The sequence below is a fragment of the Brevibacillus brevis genome (assembly GCF_001039275.2).
Classification (GTDB): domain Bacteria; phylum Bacillota; class Bacilli; order Brevibacillales; family Brevibacillaceae; genus Brevibacillus; species Brevibacillus brevis_C.
Genome location: NZ_CP030117.1, coordinates 4,266,530 through 4,285,256, shown reverse-complemented (window position 1 = coordinate 4,285,256; position 18,727 = coordinate 4,266,530). Strand labels below are relative to the sequence as shown.

The following is an 18,727-nucleotide window of genomic DNA, read 5'->3' as shown; positions in this document are numbered from 1 at the left end:
CCAAAAACGGATAAATATTCGATCTAAAACCTGCAATGGATAAGCTTTTCATGAGCCAAGCTACAGGTTTTCTTGTTACTCGTAAGTATACCAATAGGTCAACCGAACAGTCAAAACGTTCCGATTTGAACGAGCGCATTCTTAGGCAATGCTTGGACATACCTGCTGCTTTCCGATCATAAACTAAACGAGCACGGTTCAAGGAGGGGAGCGACGTGTACTGGCTGCAAAAAGGTGTAGCGATTCTCACGGGAAGCGTGCTTCTGGGCATAGGAGTCAATCTCTTTTTGGTGCCGCACCGCCTGATGGACGGGGGCATGATCGGGATCGGTTTGTTGGCGACGTATTACATGCAAATGCCGCCGGGTCTCGTGATGATCTTGGTAAGTATCCCTGTGTATGTCATCGTCTTTTTTTATGATCGCCGATTGTTTTTTCACAGTTTTCACGGCATGCTGATTTCTGCTTTCTTCATAGACATTCTCTCGGATATGCGTGGTTGGAACCTATGGTCAACATCCTTTTCCGCAGTTACTGGCGGCGTATTAATCGGAATGGGTATCGGCTTGATGCTTGCCTACGAGACGAATACGGGTGGGACAGACCTGCTCGCGCAATTTCTTGCCAGACGATACAAGCTGCGTGTTGCCTTGCTGATTTTTCTAATAGATGGGTTGATCGTACTCTCCTCGATTCAAACGATCGGGATGGAGAGAATGATTTTCTCTTTGCTGACAATCGTTGCCGTGGCGGCGACTACGCATATGTTCAGTGGACTCGGACAACCTCTGCCACCGTATACGATCATTGGCCCGCTTTTTTCGCGTCAAATGGATGATCGCTCGTCGCGGCTCTATGTAATTACGAACACGAGATATAGGAATAGGGAAGGGGAAGGCGATATTTTGGAGAAAATAAATAGGAAAAGGATGAAATGAGGGACTGTTTTGTCTGGACAAGCATTTCAAATGATAACGGAGCGTGTTGGCTATTTTTCTGGTCATGTTAACATAGGACTTGTCATTGGTGAGCATGGAGCGATCCTGATTGATTCTGGTCTAGATACCCAGAACGCAAAAAAAATCAAGAAAGGACTGGACGCTATCGCCCAGCCCTTGTGTGCAATTATTCAAACACACTCTCATGCCGACCATTTCGGTGGCAACGCCTACTTGCTCGGATGCTGGCCCGAAGCAAGGGTTTATGCGCCACCGCTGGAAGAGGCGATCATTCGGAATCCGATACTTGAGCCCATTTACTTGAATATGGGTGCAGAACCACTTGAGGATCTCAAAAATAAGTTTTTGCTGGCGCAACCTTCTCGGGTGGACCACCTCCTTCCACTGGATGAAGGGATCGAAATTGCTGGGGTACCTTTCTTTATCCTTTCTCTGCCGGGGCATAGCTGGCAACAGGTTGGCGTCGTCTGTGACGAGATTTGCTTCGCTGCCGACAGTTATTTAGGCGAAGAGGTTTTGGAAAAGCACAAGCTGCCGTTTCTTGTGGATGCGCATGAGACCCTACTCAGTCTACATAAACTGCTTGCAACCAACTTCAAGGGATACTTGCCTGGGCACGGAGCATATACCACCACCTCTCATGATGCCGTGAATAAAAATATTGCTTGGCATGAGCGGATTTTCTCGGTGATCTGTGACATTTTGGTAGAGGAGAGAACACCAGAAGAAGCGTTCACTCTCCTATGTGAGCGTTTACACATTTCCATAGAGAATGCTTCGAGCTACGTTCTGTTTCGAACGGCGTTTATGGGGTACTTGGTCGGGCTTCAGAAAACAAAGAGGGTGGCATACCGGTTTGAACATAATCGGTGGTTGTGGAGAACCGTTCAGGATGGAGCAGAGGGAACAGAAAGGTAATCGGCGATTTCTGCTAGCTTATGCTCTGCAGCTTCGCGGACGGCCTTGGGAATGAAAAAAACTTCTTCGGACGTGGTGTTCATATAGAACTTAGCTTCCAAATACGGATGACCCAGTTTGACATTCAGTTCCCCTTTTCCGGTTGTTGTGTTGGTGTAGTTCGTAGGGATGCGCAAAAAATACGCGCTGCTGCTGGCGGAATCGTACATGACGACATCGTACGTGGGCATGCTGTCCCCGCCTGATCGATGAAAGCCTTGTTGTCGCAGCATTTTGTCAACATAAGAGAGTGGCTGAACGACACCGGTAAGGGTCTTGTTTTTTAACCGCATGGACATCCTCCTCGGTTCAACCATTGAGAAATCAAGCTTACTCCAATACTATGTACGGCAATACCAATTCAGACTTGTAGAAAAAGAAAAGAAGGAGTGGACGAGGATGCAACTTATGGCAGATTTGCATACACATACAAAAGCGTCAGACGGTACCTGCGAGCCAGCGGAAAACGTACGTTTGGCGAAGGAGGCAGGACTTGCTGCACTGGCGATCACGGATCACGACACGGTAGCAGGGATTCCAGAAGCAATGGAGGCTGCCCGTGCACTCGACGTGGAAATCATTCCGGGAGTCGAAGTAAGCTCCGTAGGGAAGGGGCAGGATATTCACGTTCTCGGCTATTTTGTCCCGTATGAAGACCCAGCTTTTGAAGAGCGTCTCTTTCGTTTGCGAGAGACAAGGCATGAGCGTAACCAACTGCTGATAGCACGACTGCAGGAGCTCGGCATCGACATTTCATTGGAAAAGGTATACCGCCGCAAGCAGGGTACGGACAAAAATATCGGGCGACCGCATATTGCTGAAGAACTGATAGAGCTGGGCGTCGTTTCAACGATCGCGGAGGCCTTCGATAAGTACTTGGGCAAAGGAGGAGCGGCTTATGTCAATCCTCCTCGCATTACCCCGCAGGAAGCAATCACGCTGATCAAAGAGGCTGGCGGAGTGGCGGTGTTGGCTCATCCGGGTCTGTATGACGATGATGAGCTGGTCCAGGAGTTAATTGTATTCGGATTGGACGGGATTGAAGTCAACCACCCGGACAACGATGAGGTACAAAAAATGCGCTACAGCAAGTGGGCAGCACAATACGGACTTGTTGTAACGGGCGGTTCTGATTTCCACGGCTGGCGTGGAGAGGAGCCGTTTCATGCGATGCTCGGCTCCCATACCGCAGCGATGGATGCTGTTAAACAGCTACGTGCGATTGCGGCGAAGCGGAAGGCGTAATTCATCCATACGTAATGGAAACGAACCTCTTCTCTTTTATGGGAAGAGGGTTTTTTGTGAACTTAAAACAATGCAAGCAGAAAGGATATCCCTAACCACAAACATAGAGGAGTGAACAATGCCGTATCTTGCCGGGCAAACTTCGTATTTTTTACTTTTTTAAAATAGCCAATGTAGTTGAAGTCTCCTACAGCCCGCAGGACAAATACAGCGGCACAGACAATGCATCCCCATTGAATTAGAGCAGGGGCTATTACGGGAGAGAGATAACCGCTCTGGGCGAGCAACATGTAAGCGGCACATGCGAGCAAGCAGGCAACGATGATCGTTCCGCCTATCCCAGGGGAAAAAGTCCGACGTGAATCATCAGCGGTTGTGGGAATGACAGAATCGGTCCCCCATTTTCCTCCAAAGGCCCAATAAAAATGCAGCAAGGACACGATGACTAAGAAGATAGCAGATGAGATGGGGAAAACATGCATCATGAGAATGCCTCCTATTGATTCGTAAGGTTTTTGTGGAAGATACGCATCCGTATGTTTTGGGTGGAAAAATCCCTGCGCAAGACAATCTGTCAGGCAGGTAGGTAGGGGGTAATCAAATCCAAGTCATAAAATGATGCAACGGTGCGGACATATCAAAAGGCACTTCCAGCTCCCTGCGCACGAGCCAACCAATATAGAGGAGGTATGCGAGCTGAGCGCGTGCCTTTGCATCAGTGGGAGCCAGCCCTTTTTTCTCATACAAAGAGGCAACGAAGCCGATCCTGCGCTGCTCGATTTCCACGAGACGCTTGGAAAGGGCAGGATGCTGTTTCGCCCAGTTGTAGATAGCGGCTTCGATTTTTCGCTCGCTGCTAAAGACGCCCGACAACAACTGTTCCAACGACATGTTGTCCGAGTGTGGCGCTCGAATGATCCGTTCGGTCGCATGTTCCTCCCAATAATCGATCATGGAGTCCAGTAGCGCTTGACGATCTGGAAAGTGATGATAAAAGCTCCCCTTGCTGATCTTCAGTTTTCTGGCGAGAGGCTCCACACGGACAGCGTCAATGCCCGCTTCAGCCAACATATCGAGCCCTGCCCGAATCCAATCTTCACGTACATATTGCATGGTTCACCCCAAAAGATACGGTATCGTATGTTTCTGGTTCCATGTTATTCCACCGGGTGAGAAGTGTCAAGAAGCATTGATTTTTGTATTGACATTCACACTAGTGTAAAGCTTTAGAATCGCAATCAAGAGCGGTTGACCTTGCATGTAGCGCCGGATCATCTCGCTTGCAAAAATAAAATGAATGGAGTGTCGACCTATGAAATCAACAACAATTCCTGCGTCTGTAACGGTTATTGGCCTTGGCAATATGGGAGTAGCACTCGCGGATGCTTTTCTAAAAGGTGGTCATCCAACGACTGTCTGGAATCGTTCAGCAGATAGAGCCAAAGGTTTAGTCGAGAAGGGGGCAGTGCTGGCGGGCAGTGTAACAGAGGCAATCGCGGCAAGCAGCTTGGTCGTTGTTTGCTTATCGACCTACAAAGTCATGCAAGAGCTACTGGAGCCCTCGGAAAGTGAACTAACAGGGCGTGTCATCGTCAATCTGACCACCGGAACCCCGGAGGATGCACGCAAGACAGCCAAATGGGTAAGCGAGCGCGGTGGGCAATATCTCGATGGAGCGATCATGGCTGTCCCTCAAATGATTGGACTGCCAGAAACACTCATTTTCTACGGCGGGTCGAAGGCTTTATTTGAAGCCTATGAACCGACATTACAACTGTTGGGAGGGAACGCTGCCTATCTCGGTGAAGACTATGGTGTTCCGTTGATCTATGATTTGTCGCTGCTCACCATGATGTATGGGGCTTGGTATGGCTCCATGCATGCACATGCCCTATTAAGTACGGCAAACATAACAGGAACAGAGTTTCTTCCATACGCAACCAACTGGGTAAATCACGTGATTGCCCCGCTCTTATCCGATCCGGTTGCCGCAAGTGCCCGTGATGAAGGAAACTTCACAACCGATGTGTCTAACATGAATACGAACAAACTCGGACTTGAACACATCATCCATGCCAGCCAGGAACAGGGAATCCCCGTTGATTGGTTGAAGCCGTTGCTAGCATTGGCCACACAGAAAGTAGCAGAGGGCTACGGTGCTGACTCTTTAGATCGCGTAATTGAGTCCATCCGGAAACCGCTGGTGAAATAATTCTTTTCTCTGGTGCCAATGGAAAACAACCTCGCTTCGCATAATGATCAACGCGAAAACGAGGTTGTTATTCCGTCTGAGGGAATGGAATTGCACGCGGCTTCTGTTATTCGTGAATGGATTTGACCATCGCAATATGCTCGATACCCGCATCGTCGAATAAGTCGCCAAAAGGTTCATAGCCGAGCTTTTCATAAAAACGTTGGGCGTGCGTCTGTGCGTTCAGCTTCAGGCTGTCATATCCGTGCTGTTTGGCCAGTTCTTCCATCGCAAGCATGATTTGGCGGCCCAGTCCAGTACCGCGTTCTGTTTTGGCAACTGCGACCCGCTCAATTTTTCCCACGCCAGGTGAGTACGTACGGATACGGCTTGCGCCCACTGGCTTTCCATCGCAGTAGGCCACAAAATGAATCGTTCCACCATCCAAGGTGTCATGCTCATCGATTTCCAACTCTTCCGGTACTTCCTGTTCCTCGATGAAAACGACTCGGCGCACCGACAGGGCATCCGCCAATTCTTGTTCAGTGGTGGCTCTTTGGATCTGGTAGGTTTGCAGGTTCATCGCTATTCGTCCTTTGTTAGAAAATATCCCTCCCTACGTTGGATACGCAGGGAGGGTTGGTGATTGAGGAAAAGCTGTTTATTTTTTGAGAAGGAAAGTCTGGTAAACGCTCCAGATGCCATCCTCGAGCTGATAAATCAAGTGGAAGCGATCAATCTCGCTGTTCAAGTCAATTTTTGCCATGCTCAGTTGGCCGGTTACATCCCGCAGCTCATCGTCGGACAGGTCACGCCCGATGGTCAGATGCGGTACGTATGCGTAGGTTTCTTTTTCATTCACACACTGATTGGCGATCTTTTGATGTAGCTCGTTGAATGGTTCTTTGTTTTGCACAGCCAAATAGATCACGTTGTTGGTAGGGTGGAAAGAAGATACCCGATGGAAATGGGCCGAAAAGCTGTCGGTAGAGGAGGCAACCTGCTCCAGATGGCTCACCAGCTCAGGCAGCTTGGCTTCGTCCAGCTCAAAGGCTTCCTTCAAACGGATATACGGAGGAACCAAAGCATAGCCCGGGTCATAACGTTTCCGGTAAGAGTTGGCTACTTCTTGCACCTTGCTAGATGGGAAAATTACGATACTGTACATCATCAGAACCACTCCTCCTTACTATCTATCATGCTCTACAAGATCTTATTTTAACAGAAAATTCTTCATTTGTGTAATGTTAAGCGTGGGTCCGTATATTCCTTGTGCGAAAGGAAAGACTGTGTAGTGCAAGGAGGTGCCGCACTGCATGCATACGGCTATGATGATCACATTCATTTTTCTCGTCCTGCTTCTACTGTCTGTGCTGACCTTCACGATCTTGACTGCGATACGAAAAGGAGAATTCGAAGAGGCACTCGTATCGACTATCAAGGATGAAGGTCCACAAGAAGAACAGCCACGGTAAGTTTACCCGTAAAGCGTCTTTAGCATACGCGGTAGATTACGCTGCCAGTGGCCCCACGTATGGTCACCCTCAAACGTTTCATAAACGAGGGTGGCTTTTTTCGTGCCCAAAATCTCGCGTAGTTCGTCATTGGCCGCTAGAAGATTCAATGTGCCTCGGCCCGTGCTTACTGCCGTTTCCTCCGTTCCGATCTCCAAATAAATGGTTTGCGGTACGGAAAAGTCAGCGTCAGCAACCAGACGATTTAACTTTGCGTCCATGGCAATCGACTGGCAGGCAACTTGTCCAAACGTATGTGGATAGTGAAGAGCAGTGAACAGAGAGACAACGCCGCCCAAAGATTCGCCAAGAAGTGTTCGAGCGTTTCCCAAAGGATGAGTGGAGTAATGCGTATCGACATAGCTTACAACTTCTTCGGCGAGGAAGCGACGGTAGGCCATATGCTCCTTGCCATCCGGATGATAACGTTCGTTCCGTTTGCTTTTCTCAACTGGGAGAAAGACAGCGATGATATCAGGCAATTCTTTGTCCCCATTCAATTGATCCAGCAAAGAAGCCATTCTACCCATTGCCAGGTAATCTTCTCCATCTTGTACGTAGAGGACTGGATACGAGTAGAGTGGCGAGTAGCGTTGGGGTGTGTAGACAATCAGCTTTTCCGGCGTCCCCAAATGCCGGCTTTCCAAGATGATTTCCTCAAGGGCCACTGCGGTGTCCTCCTTATTGGGATATTCCTGTTCATTATTATACAGGAGCGAGCGGGCATGCCCAAGAGTTTGGGTGCAGGGTCAGGCTGTGGGCGAAAGATTGTCGCAATTTGGTCAGCGTGTGATACTATGGTAGGAAACGACTTCACTCGATTTGTGGAAGGGGTTGTCTCTTATATGAAGAAGCAAGTACACAGCATCGAAGTCAGAAACGCTGCTCTCGCACGTTTGGCAGAACGCGGAGTGACGGTGGAAGATATCGCAGAGATCGTCTATCTCATGCAGTCGCCCTACCATCCAGATCTCACAATGGCGCAGTGCATCGAGAGCGTGAAAGCAGTCTTGGAAAAAAGGGAAATGCAGCACGCCATCCTGGTTGGCGTTGAGTTGGATACGTTAGCAGAGAAGGGTCTCTTGTCCGAGCCGCTCCAATCCATCATCGCGTCAGATGAAGGACTTTTCGGATGCGACGAAACATTGGCGCTAGGCTCCGTATTTGGATATGGAAGTATCGCGGTGACCACCTTTGGTCATTTGGATAAGCACAAGGTTGGGGTGATTAAAAGGCTGGATACCAAGTCGGCAGAGGGACGTGTTCACACGTTTTTGGACGACCTCGTGGCGAGTGTGGCAGCCAATGCGTCTAGCCGCATGGCGCATCGGATGAGAGATGAGCAGGAGGCGGAGTTGGCACGAAGTGAGGCGTTGAAGCAACAGGAAACGGAGCTGCTTGTCGAGGAGAAAGGGAAAGGGACGGAGCAGGCGGGGTAGGTTAGGTTTGGGATGAGGGAGTTTGTTTCGATCGTTACCTAATTATCTTGTTTGTTGTTGTAACTTTATTGGATCGCTTTCAGCTTAGCAGGAGCCAATTCTTCGCCGGTGTTGCTCATATGCTTGATGCAGTCATGCATGATGTGATGCCATCATGTAGGTAATCCCCATGTTTTGTAGGGGGGATGTGGGCAGCAGCGGTGGGGAATGGCTTTTTGCAAGGGTAAAACAAGCCTGATTTCACTGGGTTTCTTAGTGTTCTTTTGGTACGAGTGAAAATTTTTACAAGAAATTATTCATTTCCTCTTGAAATCCATTTTACAATGCTGTATAGTAATAAATGTGATCGACGTCCGATACGATTCGGGCCCTTAGCTCAGTTGGTCAGAGCGGTCGGCTCATAACCGATTGGTCGTAGGTTCGAGTCCTACAGGGCCCACCATTAAACGATCACACACATATCACATGATCCGGTAGCTCAGTTGGGAGAGCACCATCTTGACAGGGTGGGGGTCGCTGGTTCGAACCCAGTCCGGATCACCATAATATGAACGTTCAAACCCTTGAGAAATGGTAATATCCCCTCATGGTTGACTGTGTTTAAAACCCCACTGTTACAATTGGGTAAGACACAATTGACCAGAGGGGATTTTTTTATGGCTAAAAAAGGACAAACATTTAGAGTTTATACGGAAGAGGAAAAAATGGAAGCCGTACGTCTTTACGAGTCCGGAGTATCTTCTAGAGAAGTCGCCAGAAGATTAGGCATTCCAGAAAAAAGACAGGTGTTGGACTGGGTTAATAAGGTTCGTAATGGGGTGGCACTAACAGCTTCTCGATCAAATCAGGCATGGCGAAAAGGGCGTCCAAAAGCCAAATTCACAAGCGTTGAGGAAGAGTTAGCCTACATAAAAGCGGAGAATGAATATCTAAAAAAGCGATATCCAAATCTAAACGGGGAGTGACTTCGAAGAAAGTAAGGTTCTCAATTATTGAACAAATGCAAACCAAATATCGATTATCATGGCTGCTCAGTTTTGCAAAAGTATCCCGTGCGGGATATTACAAATGGAGAAAGTCCAGAGAGGCATCTGTTCGACGTAGCGAAAAGGAAGTCAACCTAAAAGAACATATCCTAAGTATCCACCGCTTGCATCCTTATTATGGTTACTACGAATGACAGTTGCTCTTCCCAAAGAAGGATTACAAATCAATCACAAACGTGTCTATCGATTGATGAAGGAATTAGGCATCCGCTCAGTAATTCGTAAAAAAAGGCGATTCTTCGGCAGACGGGCATCAGTTGTAAACCCGGATCGTCTGGAAAGACAGTTTAAAGCAGAAGCACCTCTAAAGAAGCTGGTAACCGACATCACCTATCTACGAGTCGGAGAACGATTTTTTTATCTATCTGCTGTGCAGGATCTGTTTAATAACGAAATCGTTGCTTGGCATGTCTCTTCCCAAAACGATTTGTCACTCGTGATGAGCACCGTAGATAGTCTTTGTAAGGGGAGAGAAATGAACGGTTCCGTCCTACATTCGGACCAAGGTTTTCAATACACTTCCAGACACTATAATAAACGTCTGGATGAGTACGGAGTACTAGGAAGTCATTCGAGACGGGGAAATTGCTTAGACAATGCCTGTATCGAGTCATTCTTTTCTCATCTAAAAATAGAATTGATGTATCGATGCTCGGCAAAATCACTTGAGGAATTAAATGAAGCTGTTGAAAAATACATTGCCTTTTATAATCAGAGTCGTTTTCAAAAAAACTAGGCGACCGTTCCCCGATTGAGTATCGGAAAGCGATCGCCGCGTAATTATGGGTTTTTAGGCAGTCTACTTGACAGGGGGATGACCAAAATCAAGGGTTTTTCTTATGTCCTCGTCCATCCACTCTGACAAAAAAATCTCCCTAGGTTGTTGCTTGTTAACATTTTTGACAATCTTTATTCAACTAGAGTTATTAATATCACAAAATTATGTCAGTATCTAAATAAATATCAATATTTTATCTTTATTATATTCAATGAATTACCTTTTTATGGTATATATAAAAATAATGCATTATTTTACAAAAAAGGAGGATTTTCGTTTTGAAAAAAGCAGCTAAGATATCTTTAATGACATTTCTTGCAGCGATTTCGATATTTTCCTCAACTGGATTAGCAGCATCACACCGACTTCATTACGATACCTATTTTAATTATGATGAGTGGCCAAGGTCAAACAGTGGAACAATTTACATCGATTACTACTATTCAAAAAATGGTTTTTACGATTATAGGGATGAAATCAAAGATGCATCTGATTCGTGGGAAAACATTGAATCTTCCCCATTTGTAATCTCTAAAACATCGAATGAATCAAAAGCAAATTTAATCATTAAAAGTGATGATTACGGTGATACAGGTTGGGTAGGGAGAGCATATTATAATAGAGACCCTAAAGAAATAAGGTTGAATGAGTGGTATCACGACAATAGCCCTGTAAATGGACATAGCTATAGGTATTCCTGCTATGAAAATACTGTGCTACACGAATTAGGGCATACACATGGATTAGATCATTATGATTGTCCAGATGAAGTTATGCATACTACTCATAATCATGTATTAACTCCAAATGATGGTGATGTTCAAGGTATACACAATATTTATTAATAAGGGGTGGAGAATGTGAAAAAAACGATCCTATTTGTTAGTTTTTTGGCATTAATTGGATCTGGGTATGTAGGGTATAATTATTTTAATGATAACCGTGTCTCTTCTGCGCAATTAGTAGAATACTACGAAGATTTGGAACAGCTATCCGCTTCTTCACCGTTAGTAATTTCTGGTTCAGTAGCTGCTGATACAGAAGAAATTGTTTATGATGATCTAAAATTTTACACAACCAAGATAGAAATAAACAAATTGTATAGAGGCATTGATGGAGTATCCGAAGGTGACTCGATTACGTTATTACAATCAGATATTCTTGAGGATCCACTAGTAGAAGAAGGGAAAGATCAAATACTATTTTTAAAAAAGTATCAAGGTCCGATAGTTGAAAATGCCTATCGTCTTGTCGGCTTAAAACAAGGTCATTTTACACTTAACAGTGATGGAAAAGTATACCCCGTATCAGTCAACATGGAGAAGAGATCAAAAGCTAAGAATAATAATCACAACCTTGTAGGGGTTGAAGCAGACACCGCGTCTGGAATTGAACTAACAGAATTAGAGAACATACTTGAAAAAAAAGAGTACATTCCTCCTAAATAAATTAGCCAAATTAGATAGAGAACCGAAAGGTTAAGAACCCCTAACCTTCTATATTGTCAAGTTTAGGAAGGACTTGGGACATTGATTTTATACCTATGAGGTTACGCAATCGACTAGAGTAATCAGCAGCCCAAATATCGGTTTAACCTCTGTACTATTCAGTTTGCAGGGAGTCAGCTTATCACAGGAAAAGTTTGGTGAAGCTATGGTAGAACAGCAGGAGATCGGGCTCATCGAAATCGGCTTGGGCCAAGAGAGGTACTTGGAAACACCTCCGGACCATTGGTTTGCATTAAAGGAGGCTAGCATACCTCGATTATGATAAAAACTCCTTTCAGTATAAATTGGTGGCAGGATTGTCTAGGGGAAAGGACTATCTGTATCAATATCACTAGAATGGAGTATTGTTCAAAACTATCAAAATAACTGTCAAATAAGCAGGGAATTTCCATCAAAAGCTTTAACCGACAGATTTCGGCTGGTGAAGAGAAAATAGGCCGATCGCAGTGTAGAAACCCCCATTCTGAATTTCACGGATTGGGCAGAAAAAATTTGACCTTCTAGAATCGCTCCTAACGCGTTTTATGAGGGGGAAGACATATTTGTACCCTCTAAAATCAAGCGAAAAGTCCCCTTCCGAAAAAAGGGGACTTTCGCAGCTTATCATACAGTTGATTGAAGCTGTTTCTTTGGAAGGATAACTGTTGAACTGGCTTCTTTGACATCAGGCAGTTGGAGGACTTAAACATGATCTGACCCAAGTGGAATCAATGGAGACGAGTGACCCTCGACTACCTGCCACGCTAATAAGAGCGGTCGGCAGGGGACGATTTGGGGATATAACTGACTTGTATTCTCAATAATTCACTCGGATGCGAACGAGGAAAAACCTTTCAAATCAAGGGTTTTTTTTAATTTCTTTCGCCTGATTCATTCTGGTCAACTAGTCCAAAAACATAGTTGTTGACGGATTATTGGAATCAATCAGCCTTGTTTCACTCGGGAATCAAAAAGAGAATCAAAATGCTTCGTTGCTTCTTGATCAGCAGAGCGTAGTGCATGACCATATACGTTCATTGTCGTTAAGATATTTGCATGTCCAAGCCGTTCTGAAATGATCTTCGCATGAACGTCTTTATTAAACAACGTAGCCAAGGTTTGGAGCAGGTAGTGGAAACAGATGTTGTGTCTTGTTAGAAATCGTCCCCATTGGTGATAAGATGAGGAAGTTCGTAAAAGGAACAAAATGTGTAAAAAACAACACAGTAAAATGATAGCCTTTCTTTAAAGTGATCTGCACTACAACGGGGGAGGGCTTTTTTAGTCTCAATCCTCTGTGCAATGTGCATTAAAAGGATCGTTCAAGTACTATTTATATTTTTCACCTAAGATAAAATAGTTCAAGATAGCTTGACGTACATAGTAGACAATGAATAAAGAGGGACTTCTTTATGTGTATGCATAGTTGCGTCTACTGGGTTACTTGTTAGATATGAGAAGAATGTGCATAAACTTCAATAAAAAACACCCATTAATCGGGTGTTGAGCAGACAAATTCAATAAATTACATTAAAAAATAGTTAAGTCTTGATATTTTCCTAAATCAAATAGATCTTTTAGTAAACAATCCTCAACTTTTACTAAACCGATATCATTAAGGTTCTTTATCTGTAGATAATCTTCTTGATTGAATGTGGTAAAGTTCCAACATCCATTCGTTCGAGTAATGGAGTATCTTGATGCTTTATATTCAAACTCTATTTCACGTCCAATTTTTAAATCGGTCAGTAAAGATTCATATGTATAGTCCATATTTCCCCCTATTATCACCGCTTGATTTTTCTTAGTTTAATATCTTATTCAAAAAAAGTCGATGGGCGTTCATAATGCCTCATCGACTTTTTGAGTTTACTTGCTAGTTTGTATTAGTACCATCTCCTCTAGATGGAGGTCCGTCCTCGCATGGCAATATTCGTTTATTGTAATTCATGTTGCAGGTATGTCGAGCGGGGCAGATCCCGCACTGAATAAGGCGGTTTTTCGAACACAGAGGTGTATTTGTAACTTTATACCTATTGCTCGTGACCTTTCTATATCCGATACATCAAAACGTGGGCATTTTTTCCTTTTTATATATAGATTGGATATCAGGCGTATCGATCAACAAGAGCATCTTCCATCTGTATGGAAACCTTTACAGAGAGGAGGAGACTGTATGCCCAATATTGAAGGTATCAATATCCAGCAGTCAAGCGCTGAACGCAACAGCTACGTGGTTGTGGGAGCCATTTTATCTTGCAGCAGCGGAAGTAAACAGAGTCGGTTGAAAATGCCGTTCAGCCATGGTGTTTTTGTAAAAGGAAAGCCGCAAATGAACATCATGGATTTTGTTCCCAACGTAAATATCATGCCCTTTGGAAAGTGCAACAGCTTACAAAATCCCACAGTCGCTTCTGCCACGGCAGCCAACAATGGTGTACTTAGACCAATGCCGTGCACCCCTTTGACCACAATGCCATGGATAGATGGGAAAGCGGACAAAATGGTCGGCGGCCATCCGGCATTGCTAAATAAATCAACGAATATGTGTTTCTATTGTGGGCAGATCAAGATTGAAGATGACGGGCAGGATTTGGGTGGTGTGACGATAGGAAATCAGTCGTCAACAGACAGCGGGCCGTCTGCTGCTGGGGTTGGACAAGGACCAGCTTGCGAAAAGCCGCAGGAAAAGCCAAGCATGTGGGATAATTTCGTCAAAGGAATCTCGATGCTGGGAGACGTTCCTGCTGCGATGCAAAAAGCGGCAAGTGAGCTGCCAGGGGCTTTGGAGAAAGCTGCAAATGATTTGCCAAAAGGTTTACAGAAGGCGGCAGAGGATTTACCTAAGGGTGTTGGAGTGTTTGTGAGGGAAGGCTATATAGAGCCAATGCAAGAAGACTTGGATACGTTGCGGGATGATAAAATCAATCTCGCGGATGGAATTGCAATCGGTGGACTTGCCTTGAGTGCACTTACGCTCGGAAGAAGTAAAAACATAAAACAAATAGTGGATGCTGCAAGAAAAGGAAAGAAGGTGCCGGCGAAAGTTCAGACAGGTGGTAGAGAACTCTCTGTCGATGAATATCTAAGACGTTTAGACAAAGCAGATGAAATGTACGAATCCTTTAGAACGTCAAATGTTGATGTTCAGGCTATTGCAAAAAATACTGGGATGGTAGAACATAGGGTACAAAGGATAAAAGAGCATGTATTCTTCAAAGAACACATCAAGGAGCATGGTGTAGGACGTTTTGAAGCTGATTATGAAATTGCTCAAGCTTGGGATAGGCTTCAAAAAGGGACATACAAACCGAATGACATCGACTTATTGAATCATGAAATTTTTGAATCTAAATTTGAAGGAATATTTAAGACGGATTACAGAACTGCTCACGACAGAACGGTAGATTCTGGGCGTCCATGGTATCCACCAGAGGAGGAGTAATATTGGCTTCATATGTTTTGTTACTAAAAGAATTTGAAAATGATGAAACTGTTGTATACAAATTTGGACCAAATGAAAATATAATGGGTAAAATTGAATTAAACAAATTAACCAGAAAATTTTCCGAGCTAGAAGGAATACCCGACCTAAGTATTCCATCTAAGTTTTATTTTGACAGAGCGGCGCAGCGGTTGGCAGTTTGTCTAATTAGAGAAGGCGGAAATTTTCCGGAAAGAACAGCGTTCGAGTCTTAGTAGAGTCCTTGTGCTTTGGTGGGGGTTACCCAATGCCAAATTAACCTTTTCAACGCGAAGGGTTTACAAATCTGACACTTTTGACGGTTTTTGCAAATAAATCAAAAACCGCTCTATCCTAAGTGTACGCACGATGAATAAGCCGCCCAGGTAAATAACCGGGCGGTTTTTGTTTTAGGTACACGAATTTGGAAGGAGTAAGAGTATTGAGCCAATCGGATGGTTGGATGTCCTAATCTTTCACTTACTACTTAAGGATTGACACCTTGAATAAGAAGAAGGGCTGCATGATAATGTTGTGGGTCTTGGAAACGTATTTTCGGAATGTCTATGGTATCTAAATTGTCAAATCTGGTAAATAAAAGAAGGGATCTGTCGTTTCTAGTAGAATATAACCCCCAATAAGTAATTGAGGTGAAAAAGTTACATGCTGTTTGTCCTATTTTCAACGTTGGAATACCTCGCAATATTTGCTCTTATGACTACACTATTTAGGTTTGGCTTTTTGGTGCATATCAACCGGATTCTCTTTGTGAGTCTGGTATTAATGCTTTTCTCGTTTGGGCTGCGACAATTTACGCCATATGGAGACTATGCAACCATAGCTCAAGTCGTCATCATCTTTGGGGCATTAATCCTGGTATGGAACGTTAATTGGGGACATGCTGCCTTAATGACTATTATAACAGCTGGAATATACTTGGGGATTCAGATGGTGGAAGTGTTCTTCCTGACCGTCATAGGAACCTTAGAGACGATTGAATCGTTAGAGGATCGAACCATCAACACAGGGTTCATATTCCAGACAATCTCCGCATTCCTTACCTTTGCATTATGCTATGGACTTCGGAAATGTAGACTGCAATTTACATTTGTCAGAGATGGAGCGCCTTTCTTTATTTACCATAGAATCAACATGGTGATTTTGTCACTGATCATTGTAACAGGAGTATTGATAACGGTCTTGTTTAAATTAGCAAGCACATATGGAATTGCTTCCTTAGTCTGGATCTTCTTTGGGATGGCAATCGGAATCACGATACTGGCATGGCTGGCTATAAAAAGGGATGGGGAATATGATTGAAACTCTTGCTGAAAGAATAGCCATACAACTAAAGTCGATCAATCCACATGAAACGAAGTCAGTCCCCACCATGAAGTTTGGGTTGATCCTTATCATCAACATGCTGCTCATCATTACAATTAGCCTTACCATTTCACTTATGATAGGGACGTTTCAAGGAACATTACTCACATTGGCCGGATTTTTAGTACTACGCCAATTTTCAGGAGGATTTCACTACTCATCGTCCGTCTACTGCACCATGACAAGTATAGCGGGAGCTGTATTCATCCCTCTCATTACCCTTCCTAATGATTTTGTCACCCCGATTATTATCATCACATTAGTCCTAGTAGCACTTTTTGCACCGCAAGAAATGGAAATGCAATCACGACTATTCAAACAGAATCAGACTTTGCTCCTCAAGATCATCTCCATTATCATCGTCAGTTTATTATTTTTCATAGAAAGCGAGACACTGGTTAAGACCTTTTTTGTGCAAGCACTGACGCTCATTCCACTGAAAGGAGGTGGAAAAGATGAAAAATAAAGCGATGATGTTCGTAGCGAAGCATGTTTCAGCAATTGCTTCATTTGTTGCGGTACTGGCGGTATCTACCGCATCCTTTGGTTTCGTGGGGAAACCTGAAATTCCAGAAGAATTAAAGAAATAAGGAGCAAGGAAAGGGGAAAATTGGTTGCCCCATTGCGATTCTGTAAATCTTAATTTTATGAACATCCGCGTATGATTGTTTTGTACTTATAGACTGCTTCTTTCAGATCGTTACCAATAACTTTATTCCCCTTGGTAGACAAGGGGCTTTCTTTTTTTATTGCGCCTGGTTCATTGGCGTCCACAACACTGTTTATTGAATCGTTAATGAATCAAAGGGGACTGTCGTTTAGTCGGAAAATCGACTTTTGAAACAGCCCCTTTCTCTTAACGCTTAATAAAACTTGGAAATAGCGAATTTAGCTGTAAAATTCATTTTTTTCATATAGGAAGAATTCGCTCCAGCTTGAAATTGTACAGAAATATTGCCATCTTTATCTGCTTGAAAGACCCGTCCGTAAGGTGAATTAGCTTGGTATGTACCAATCACTTGATTATCTGCATCAAAGACTGTATAAGAGATCGGGAATCCTGAATTGTTTACAAATATCGTCAGTTCTTCTCCCTTTTTAAGCGAAAAAGATTCTTTTTGCGTCACTTCGTATGAACTCAGAGAATAGTATTTCGTAACCTCTTGCATGTCTAAAGCTGTAGCTGCTGCGCTAGCTTTTGAGACTTCCAATCCTGGTAAAGATCCACCCGAAAGTAGTGCAATTCCTAACGTCGCTGCTAAAATGGCTTTTTTCATTATGGTAATGCCTCCTTTTTTCTCAATCACGAGCGAAAGTAAATATTTGGAAATTATAACCATTATAATCCTGTTGATAACTATTATCAATAAGTTTTTTGTAGATTACCTCTCACGCCGTGATAAAGAGGGCATAAAAAAAGAGAGTGATTCAATGGAATCAACATCCCCCTAAAAACGGCACACACATCCCTGTATCCGGACAAAACCCCTCATTCTCCGTACACAACCTCTCCGTAAACCCAGGCTCCTCCTGCGCCAGAAACGTAAAATAACAAACAATTTCATGATTCCTTACAGCTAAGCTATTCAACTGAAAATCCAACAAATGCTTCCGATCGACATGCTGGTAGTACAATCCTTTCTTCGTAAACGGAGGGGGATACGCTTTGGACGGCAACGTCGGAATAATATCATGAACATTCACGATCCGAACACTGTTCTTTACAGTCTCATTAAACCGCGAAGCAAAGACAGGATCTCCGACACGTGGGCTCCCATACGTATACACAAAAGGTCGCGGAAACTTCGTATTCACGGCAATATCCAAACCGGCAAGTGCGGCCAAGCCTCCCCCTAAACTGTGCCCCGCAACAAATAGTCTTTTCGATCTAGGGAGCTTGCTCAGCTCCCGAATCAATTCATCTCGCGCGGATTGGTAAATGCAAGTAAACCCACGGTGGGTTTTTCCTGCCTTTCTGACAAATCGATAGGGGACTTGATACAAATCTTGATCTGACTCATTGTCGTTAAACGTGCGTGTTCCCCGAAAAGCAACAACGATACTGTCGGGTGACTCGGCTACAAAACCAAATACCTCGGGCTCCGGCGTCTCAACACCAGCCAATGCTCGAATCGCCGAGCGTTGACGATACCCTTGTGGCAAGACAAGTGAATCTGTTTCAAAAAGCTGATAGGCCTGATGGACCATGGCCGCAAGTAAAATCGCATCTTCACTGTTATAAATACGATCGATCATTCATGTGTC

Annotated in this window: 22 protein-coding genes, 2 tRNA genes and 2 pseudogenes; 16 read left to right on the top strand and 10 right to left on the bottom strand. The window is 44.2% G+C overall.

The window, feature by feature from the left end; all coding sequences use genetic code 11:
- Window positions 1-215: 215 nt before the first annotated feature.
- Window positions 216-938, top strand: coding sequence for a YitT family protein (locus AB432_RS20685; protein WP_048033888.1), 723 nt, complete (start codon window positions 216-218; stop codon window positions 936-938).
- A gap of 9 nt (window positions 939-947) precedes the next feature.
- A complete protein-coding gene (locus AB432_RS20680; RefSeq protein WP_048033887.1) occupies window positions 948-1,877 on the top strand; it encodes an MBL fold metallo-hydrolase in 930 nt (309 codons plus the stop codon).
- Here the strand turns inward: AB432_RS20680 and AB432_RS20675 are convergent.
- Window positions 1,847-2,209, bottom strand: coding sequence for a hypothetical protein (locus AB432_RS20675; RefSeq protein ID WP_048033886.1), 363 nt, complete (start codon window positions 2,207-2,209; stop codon window positions 1,847-1,849). The genes AB432_RS20680 and AB432_RS20675 overlap by 31 nt on opposite strands.
- A 106-nt stretch (window positions 2,210-2,315) precedes the next feature.
- Between AB432_RS20675 and AB432_RS20670 the strand changes: the two genes are divergently transcribed.
- On the top strand, window positions 2,316-3,161 hold the full coding sequence (locus AB432_RS20670; protein ID WP_048033885.1) for a PHP domain-containing protein: 846 nt from the start codon (window positions 2,316-2,318) through the stop codon (window positions 3,159-3,161).
- Between the two features lie 62 nt (window positions 3,162-3,223).
- Here the strand turns inward: AB432_RS20670 and AB432_RS20665 are convergent, their stop codons facing one another.
- Together AB432_RS20665 and AB432_RS20660 are read right to left on the bottom strand one after the other, a co-directional pair.
- Window positions 3,224-3,646, bottom strand: coding sequence for a DUF3995 domain-containing protein (locus AB432_RS20665; RefSeq protein WP_048033884.1), 423 nt, complete (start codon window positions 3,644-3,646; stop codon window positions 3,224-3,226).
- A 112-nt stretch (window positions 3,647-3,758) separates the two neighbouring features.
- Window positions 3,759-4,274: a TetR/AcrR family transcriptional regulator gene (locus tag AB432_RS20660; protein WP_048033883.1), complete on the bottom strand. Its 516-nt coding sequence runs from the start codon at window positions 4,272-4,274 to the stop codon at window positions 3,759-3,761.
- A gap of 199 nt (window positions 4,275-4,473) precedes the next feature.
- Between AB432_RS20660 and AB432_RS20655 the strand changes: the two genes are divergently transcribed.
- Window positions 4,474-5,373, top strand: a complete 900-nt coding sequence (locus tag AB432_RS20655; protein ID WP_048033882.1) for an NAD(P)-dependent oxidoreductase — start codon at window positions 4,474-4,476, stop codon at window positions 5,371-5,373.
- Between the two features lie 106 nt (window positions 5,374-5,479).
- Here the strand turns inward: AB432_RS20655 and AB432_RS20650 are convergent, their stop codons facing one another.
- Entirely contained in the window at window positions 5,480-5,935 is a 456-nt protein-coding gene (locus tag AB432_RS20650) for a GNAT family N-acetyltransferase (protein ID WP_048033881.1), read from the bottom strand.
- Between the two features lie 78 nt (window positions 5,936-6,013).
- Window positions 6,014-6,523: a YjcG family protein gene (locus tag AB432_RS20645; RefSeq protein WP_048033880.1), complete on the bottom strand. Its 510-nt coding sequence runs from the start codon at window positions 6,521-6,523 to the stop codon at window positions 6,014-6,016.
- A gap of 145 nt (window positions 6,524-6,668) precedes the next feature.
- On the opposite strand from AB432_RS20645, the gene AB432_RS30865 reads away from it, so the two are divergent.
- Window positions 6,669-6,827, top strand: coding sequence for a hypothetical protein (locus tag AB432_RS30865; RefSeq protein WP_015892263.1), 159 nt, complete (start codon window positions 6,669-6,671; stop codon window positions 6,825-6,827).
- 2 nt (window positions 6,828-6,829) lie between these two features.
- Here the strand turns inward: AB432_RS30865 and AB432_RS20640 are convergent, their stop codons facing one another.
- Window positions 6,830-7,534 (bottom strand): alpha/beta hydrolase, encoded by a 705-nt coding sequence (locus tag AB432_RS20640; RefSeq protein ID WP_048033879.1) that lies wholly within the window; start codon window positions 7,532-7,534, stop codon window positions 6,830-6,832.
- A gap of 177 nt (window positions 7,535-7,711) precedes the next feature.
- Here AB432_RS20640 and AB432_RS20635 point away from each other — a divergent pair, with 177 nt between their 5' ends.
- The 6 genes and pseudogenes from AB432_RS20635 (at window position 7,712) to AB432_RS20610 (ending at window position 11,577) form a co-directional block, all read left to right on the top strand.
- Window positions 7,712-8,305 carry a phosphatidylglycerophosphatase A family protein gene (locus AB432_RS20635; RefSeq protein WP_048035898.1) on the top strand — a complete coding sequence of 198 codons (594 nt, stop codon included), beginning with the start codon at window positions 7,712-7,714 and terminating at the stop codon, window positions 8,303-8,305.
- Between the two features lie 365 nt (window positions 8,306-8,670).
- Window positions 8,671-8,747: transfer RNA gene (locus tag AB432_RS20630), tRNA-Ile, on the top strand.
- A 25-nt stretch (window positions 8,748-8,772) separates the two neighbouring features.
- Window positions 8,773-8,848, top strand: a tRNA-Val gene (locus tag AB432_RS20625).
- A 113-nt stretch (window positions 8,849-8,961) separates the two neighbouring features.
- Window positions 8,962-10,131, top strand: a pseudogene (locus AB432_RS20620) (IS3 family transposase).
- A 276-nt stretch (window positions 10,132-10,407) separates the two neighbouring features.
- Entirely contained in the window at window positions 10,408-10,974 is a 567-nt protein-coding gene (locus tag AB432_RS20615; RefSeq protein WP_048033877.1) for a zinc metalloprotease, read from the top strand.
- Between the two features lie 15 nt (window positions 10,975-10,989).
- Window positions 10,990-11,577, top strand: coding sequence for a hypothetical protein (locus AB432_RS20610; RefSeq protein WP_048033876.1), 588 nt, complete (start codon window positions 10,990-10,992; stop codon window positions 11,575-11,577).
- A gap of 984 nt (window positions 11,578-12,561) precedes the next feature.
- Here the strand turns inward: AB432_RS20610 and AB432_RS30565 are convergent.
- Complete coding sequence (locus tag AB432_RS30565; RefSeq protein ID WP_162630262.1) at window positions 12,562-12,732, bottom strand: hypothetical protein; 171 nt, start codon at window positions 12,730-12,732, stop codon at window positions 12,562-12,564.
- Between the two features lie 414 nt (window positions 12,733-13,146).
- Window positions 13,147-13,389 carry a hypothetical protein gene (locus tag AB432_RS20600; RefSeq protein WP_048033875.1) on the bottom strand — a complete coding sequence of 81 codons (243 nt, stop codon included), beginning with the start codon at window positions 13,387-13,389 and terminating at the stop codon, window positions 13,147-13,149.
- A gap of 403 nt (window positions 13,390-13,792) precedes the next feature.
- On the opposite strand from AB432_RS20600, the pseudogene AB432_RS20595 reads away from it, so the two are divergent.
- The 5 genes and pseudogenes from AB432_RS20595 to AB432_RS20565 form a co-directional block, all read left to right on the top strand.
- Window positions 13,793-14,209: pseudogene (locus AB432_RS20595) on the top strand (DUF4280 domain-containing protein); the annotation flags it as partial.
- A gap of 854 nt (window positions 14,210-15,063) precedes the next feature.
- Entirely contained in the window at window positions 15,064-15,315 is a 252-nt protein-coding gene (locus AB432_RS20585) for a hypothetical protein (protein WP_048033873.1), read from the top strand.
- Window positions 15,316-15,793: 478 nt separating this feature from the next.
- Window positions 15,794-16,399: a hypothetical protein gene (locus AB432_RS20575; protein WP_235617515.1), complete on the top strand. Its 606-nt coding sequence runs from the start codon at window positions 15,794-15,796 to the stop codon at window positions 16,397-16,399.
- On the top strand, window positions 16,392-16,928 hold the full coding sequence (locus AB432_RS20570; protein ID WP_048033871.1) for an accessory gene regulator ArgB-like protein: 537 nt from the start codon (window positions 16,392-16,394) through the stop codon (window positions 16,926-16,928). The genes AB432_RS20575 and AB432_RS20570 overlap by 8 nt, the downstream gene beginning before the upstream one ends.
- A complete protein-coding gene (locus AB432_RS20565; protein WP_015892250.1) occupies window positions 16,918-17,052 on the top strand; it encodes a cyclic lactone autoinducer peptide in 135 nt (44 codons plus the stop codon). The genes AB432_RS20570 and AB432_RS20565 overlap by 11 nt, the downstream gene beginning before the upstream one ends.
- A 273-nt stretch (window positions 17,053-17,325) precedes the next feature.
- On the opposite strand, the gene AB432_RS20560 is transcribed toward AB432_RS20565, so the two are convergent.
- Together AB432_RS20560 and AB432_RS20555 are read right to left on the bottom strand one after the other, a co-directional pair.
- Window positions 17,326-17,739, bottom strand: coding sequence for a hypothetical protein (locus AB432_RS20560; RefSeq protein ID WP_048033870.1), 414 nt, complete (start codon window positions 17,737-17,739; stop codon window positions 17,326-17,328).
- A gap of 160 nt (window positions 17,740-17,899) precedes the next feature.
- Window positions 17,900-18,718 (bottom strand): lipase family protein, encoded by an 819-nt coding sequence (locus tag AB432_RS20555; protein ID WP_048033869.1) that lies wholly within the window; start codon window positions 18,716-18,718, stop codon window positions 17,900-17,902.
- Window positions 18,719-18,727: the final 9 nt, after the last annotated feature.

Bases quoted from the DNA above. Each gene is read 5' to 3' on its own strand.
- AB432_RS20575 (WP_235617515.1), top strand. From the start codon at position 15,794: ATGACTACACTATTTAGGTTTGGCTTTTTGGTGCATATCAACCGGATT.
- AB432_RS20570 (WP_048033871.1), top strand. From the start codon at position 16,392: ATGATTGAAACTCTTGCTGAAAGAATAGCCATACAACTAAAGTCGATC.
- AB432_RS20665 (WP_048033884.1), bottom strand. From the start codon at position 3,646: ATGATGCATGTTTTCCCCATCTCATCTGCTATCTTCTTAGTCATCGTG.
- AB432_RS20670 (WP_048033885.1), top strand. From the start codon at position 2,316: ATGCAACTTATGGCAGATTTGCATACACATACAAAAGCGTCAGACGGT.
- AB432_RS20635 (WP_048035898.1), top strand. From the start codon at position 7,712: ATGAAGAAGCAAGTACACAGCATCGAAGTCAGAAACGCTGCTCTCGCA.
- AB432_RS20675 (WP_048033886.1), bottom strand. From the start codon at position 2,209: ATGCGGTTAAAAAACAAGACCCTTACCGGTGTCGTTCAGCCACTCTCT.
- AB432_RS20650 (WP_048033881.1), bottom strand. From the start codon at position 5,935: ATGAACCTGCAAACCTACCAGATCCAAAGAGCCACCACTGAACAAGAA.
- AB432_RS20645 (WP_048033880.1), bottom strand. From the start codon at position 6,523: ATGATGTACAGTATCGTAATTTTCCCATCTAGCAAGGTGCAAGAAGTA.
- AB432_RS20555 (WP_048033869.1), bottom strand. From the start codon at position 18,718: ATGATCGATCGTATTTATAACAGTGAAGATGCGATTTTACTTGCGGCC.
- AB432_RS20655 (WP_048033882.1), top strand. From the start codon at position 4,474: ATGAAATCAACAACAATTCCTGCGTCTGTAACGGTTATTGGCCTTGGC.
- AB432_RS20560 (WP_048033870.1), bottom strand. From the start codon at position 17,739: ATGAAAAAAGCCATTTTAGCAGCGACGTTAGGAATTGCACTACTTTCG.
- AB432_RS20565 (WP_015892250.1), top strand. From the start codon at position 16,918: ATGAAAAATAAAGCGATGATGTTCGTAGCGAAGCATGTTTCAGCAATT.
- AB432_RS30865 (WP_015892263.1), top strand. From the start codon at position 6,669: ATGCATACGGCTATGATGATCACATTCATTTTTCTCGTCCTGCTTCTA.
- AB432_RS20660 (WP_048033883.1), bottom strand. From the start codon at position 4,274: ATGCAATATGTACGTGAAGATTGGATTCGGGCAGGGCTCGATATGTTG.
- AB432_RS20600 (WP_048033875.1), bottom strand. From the start codon at position 13,389: ATGGACTATACATATGAATCTTTACTGACCGATTTAAAAATTGGACGT.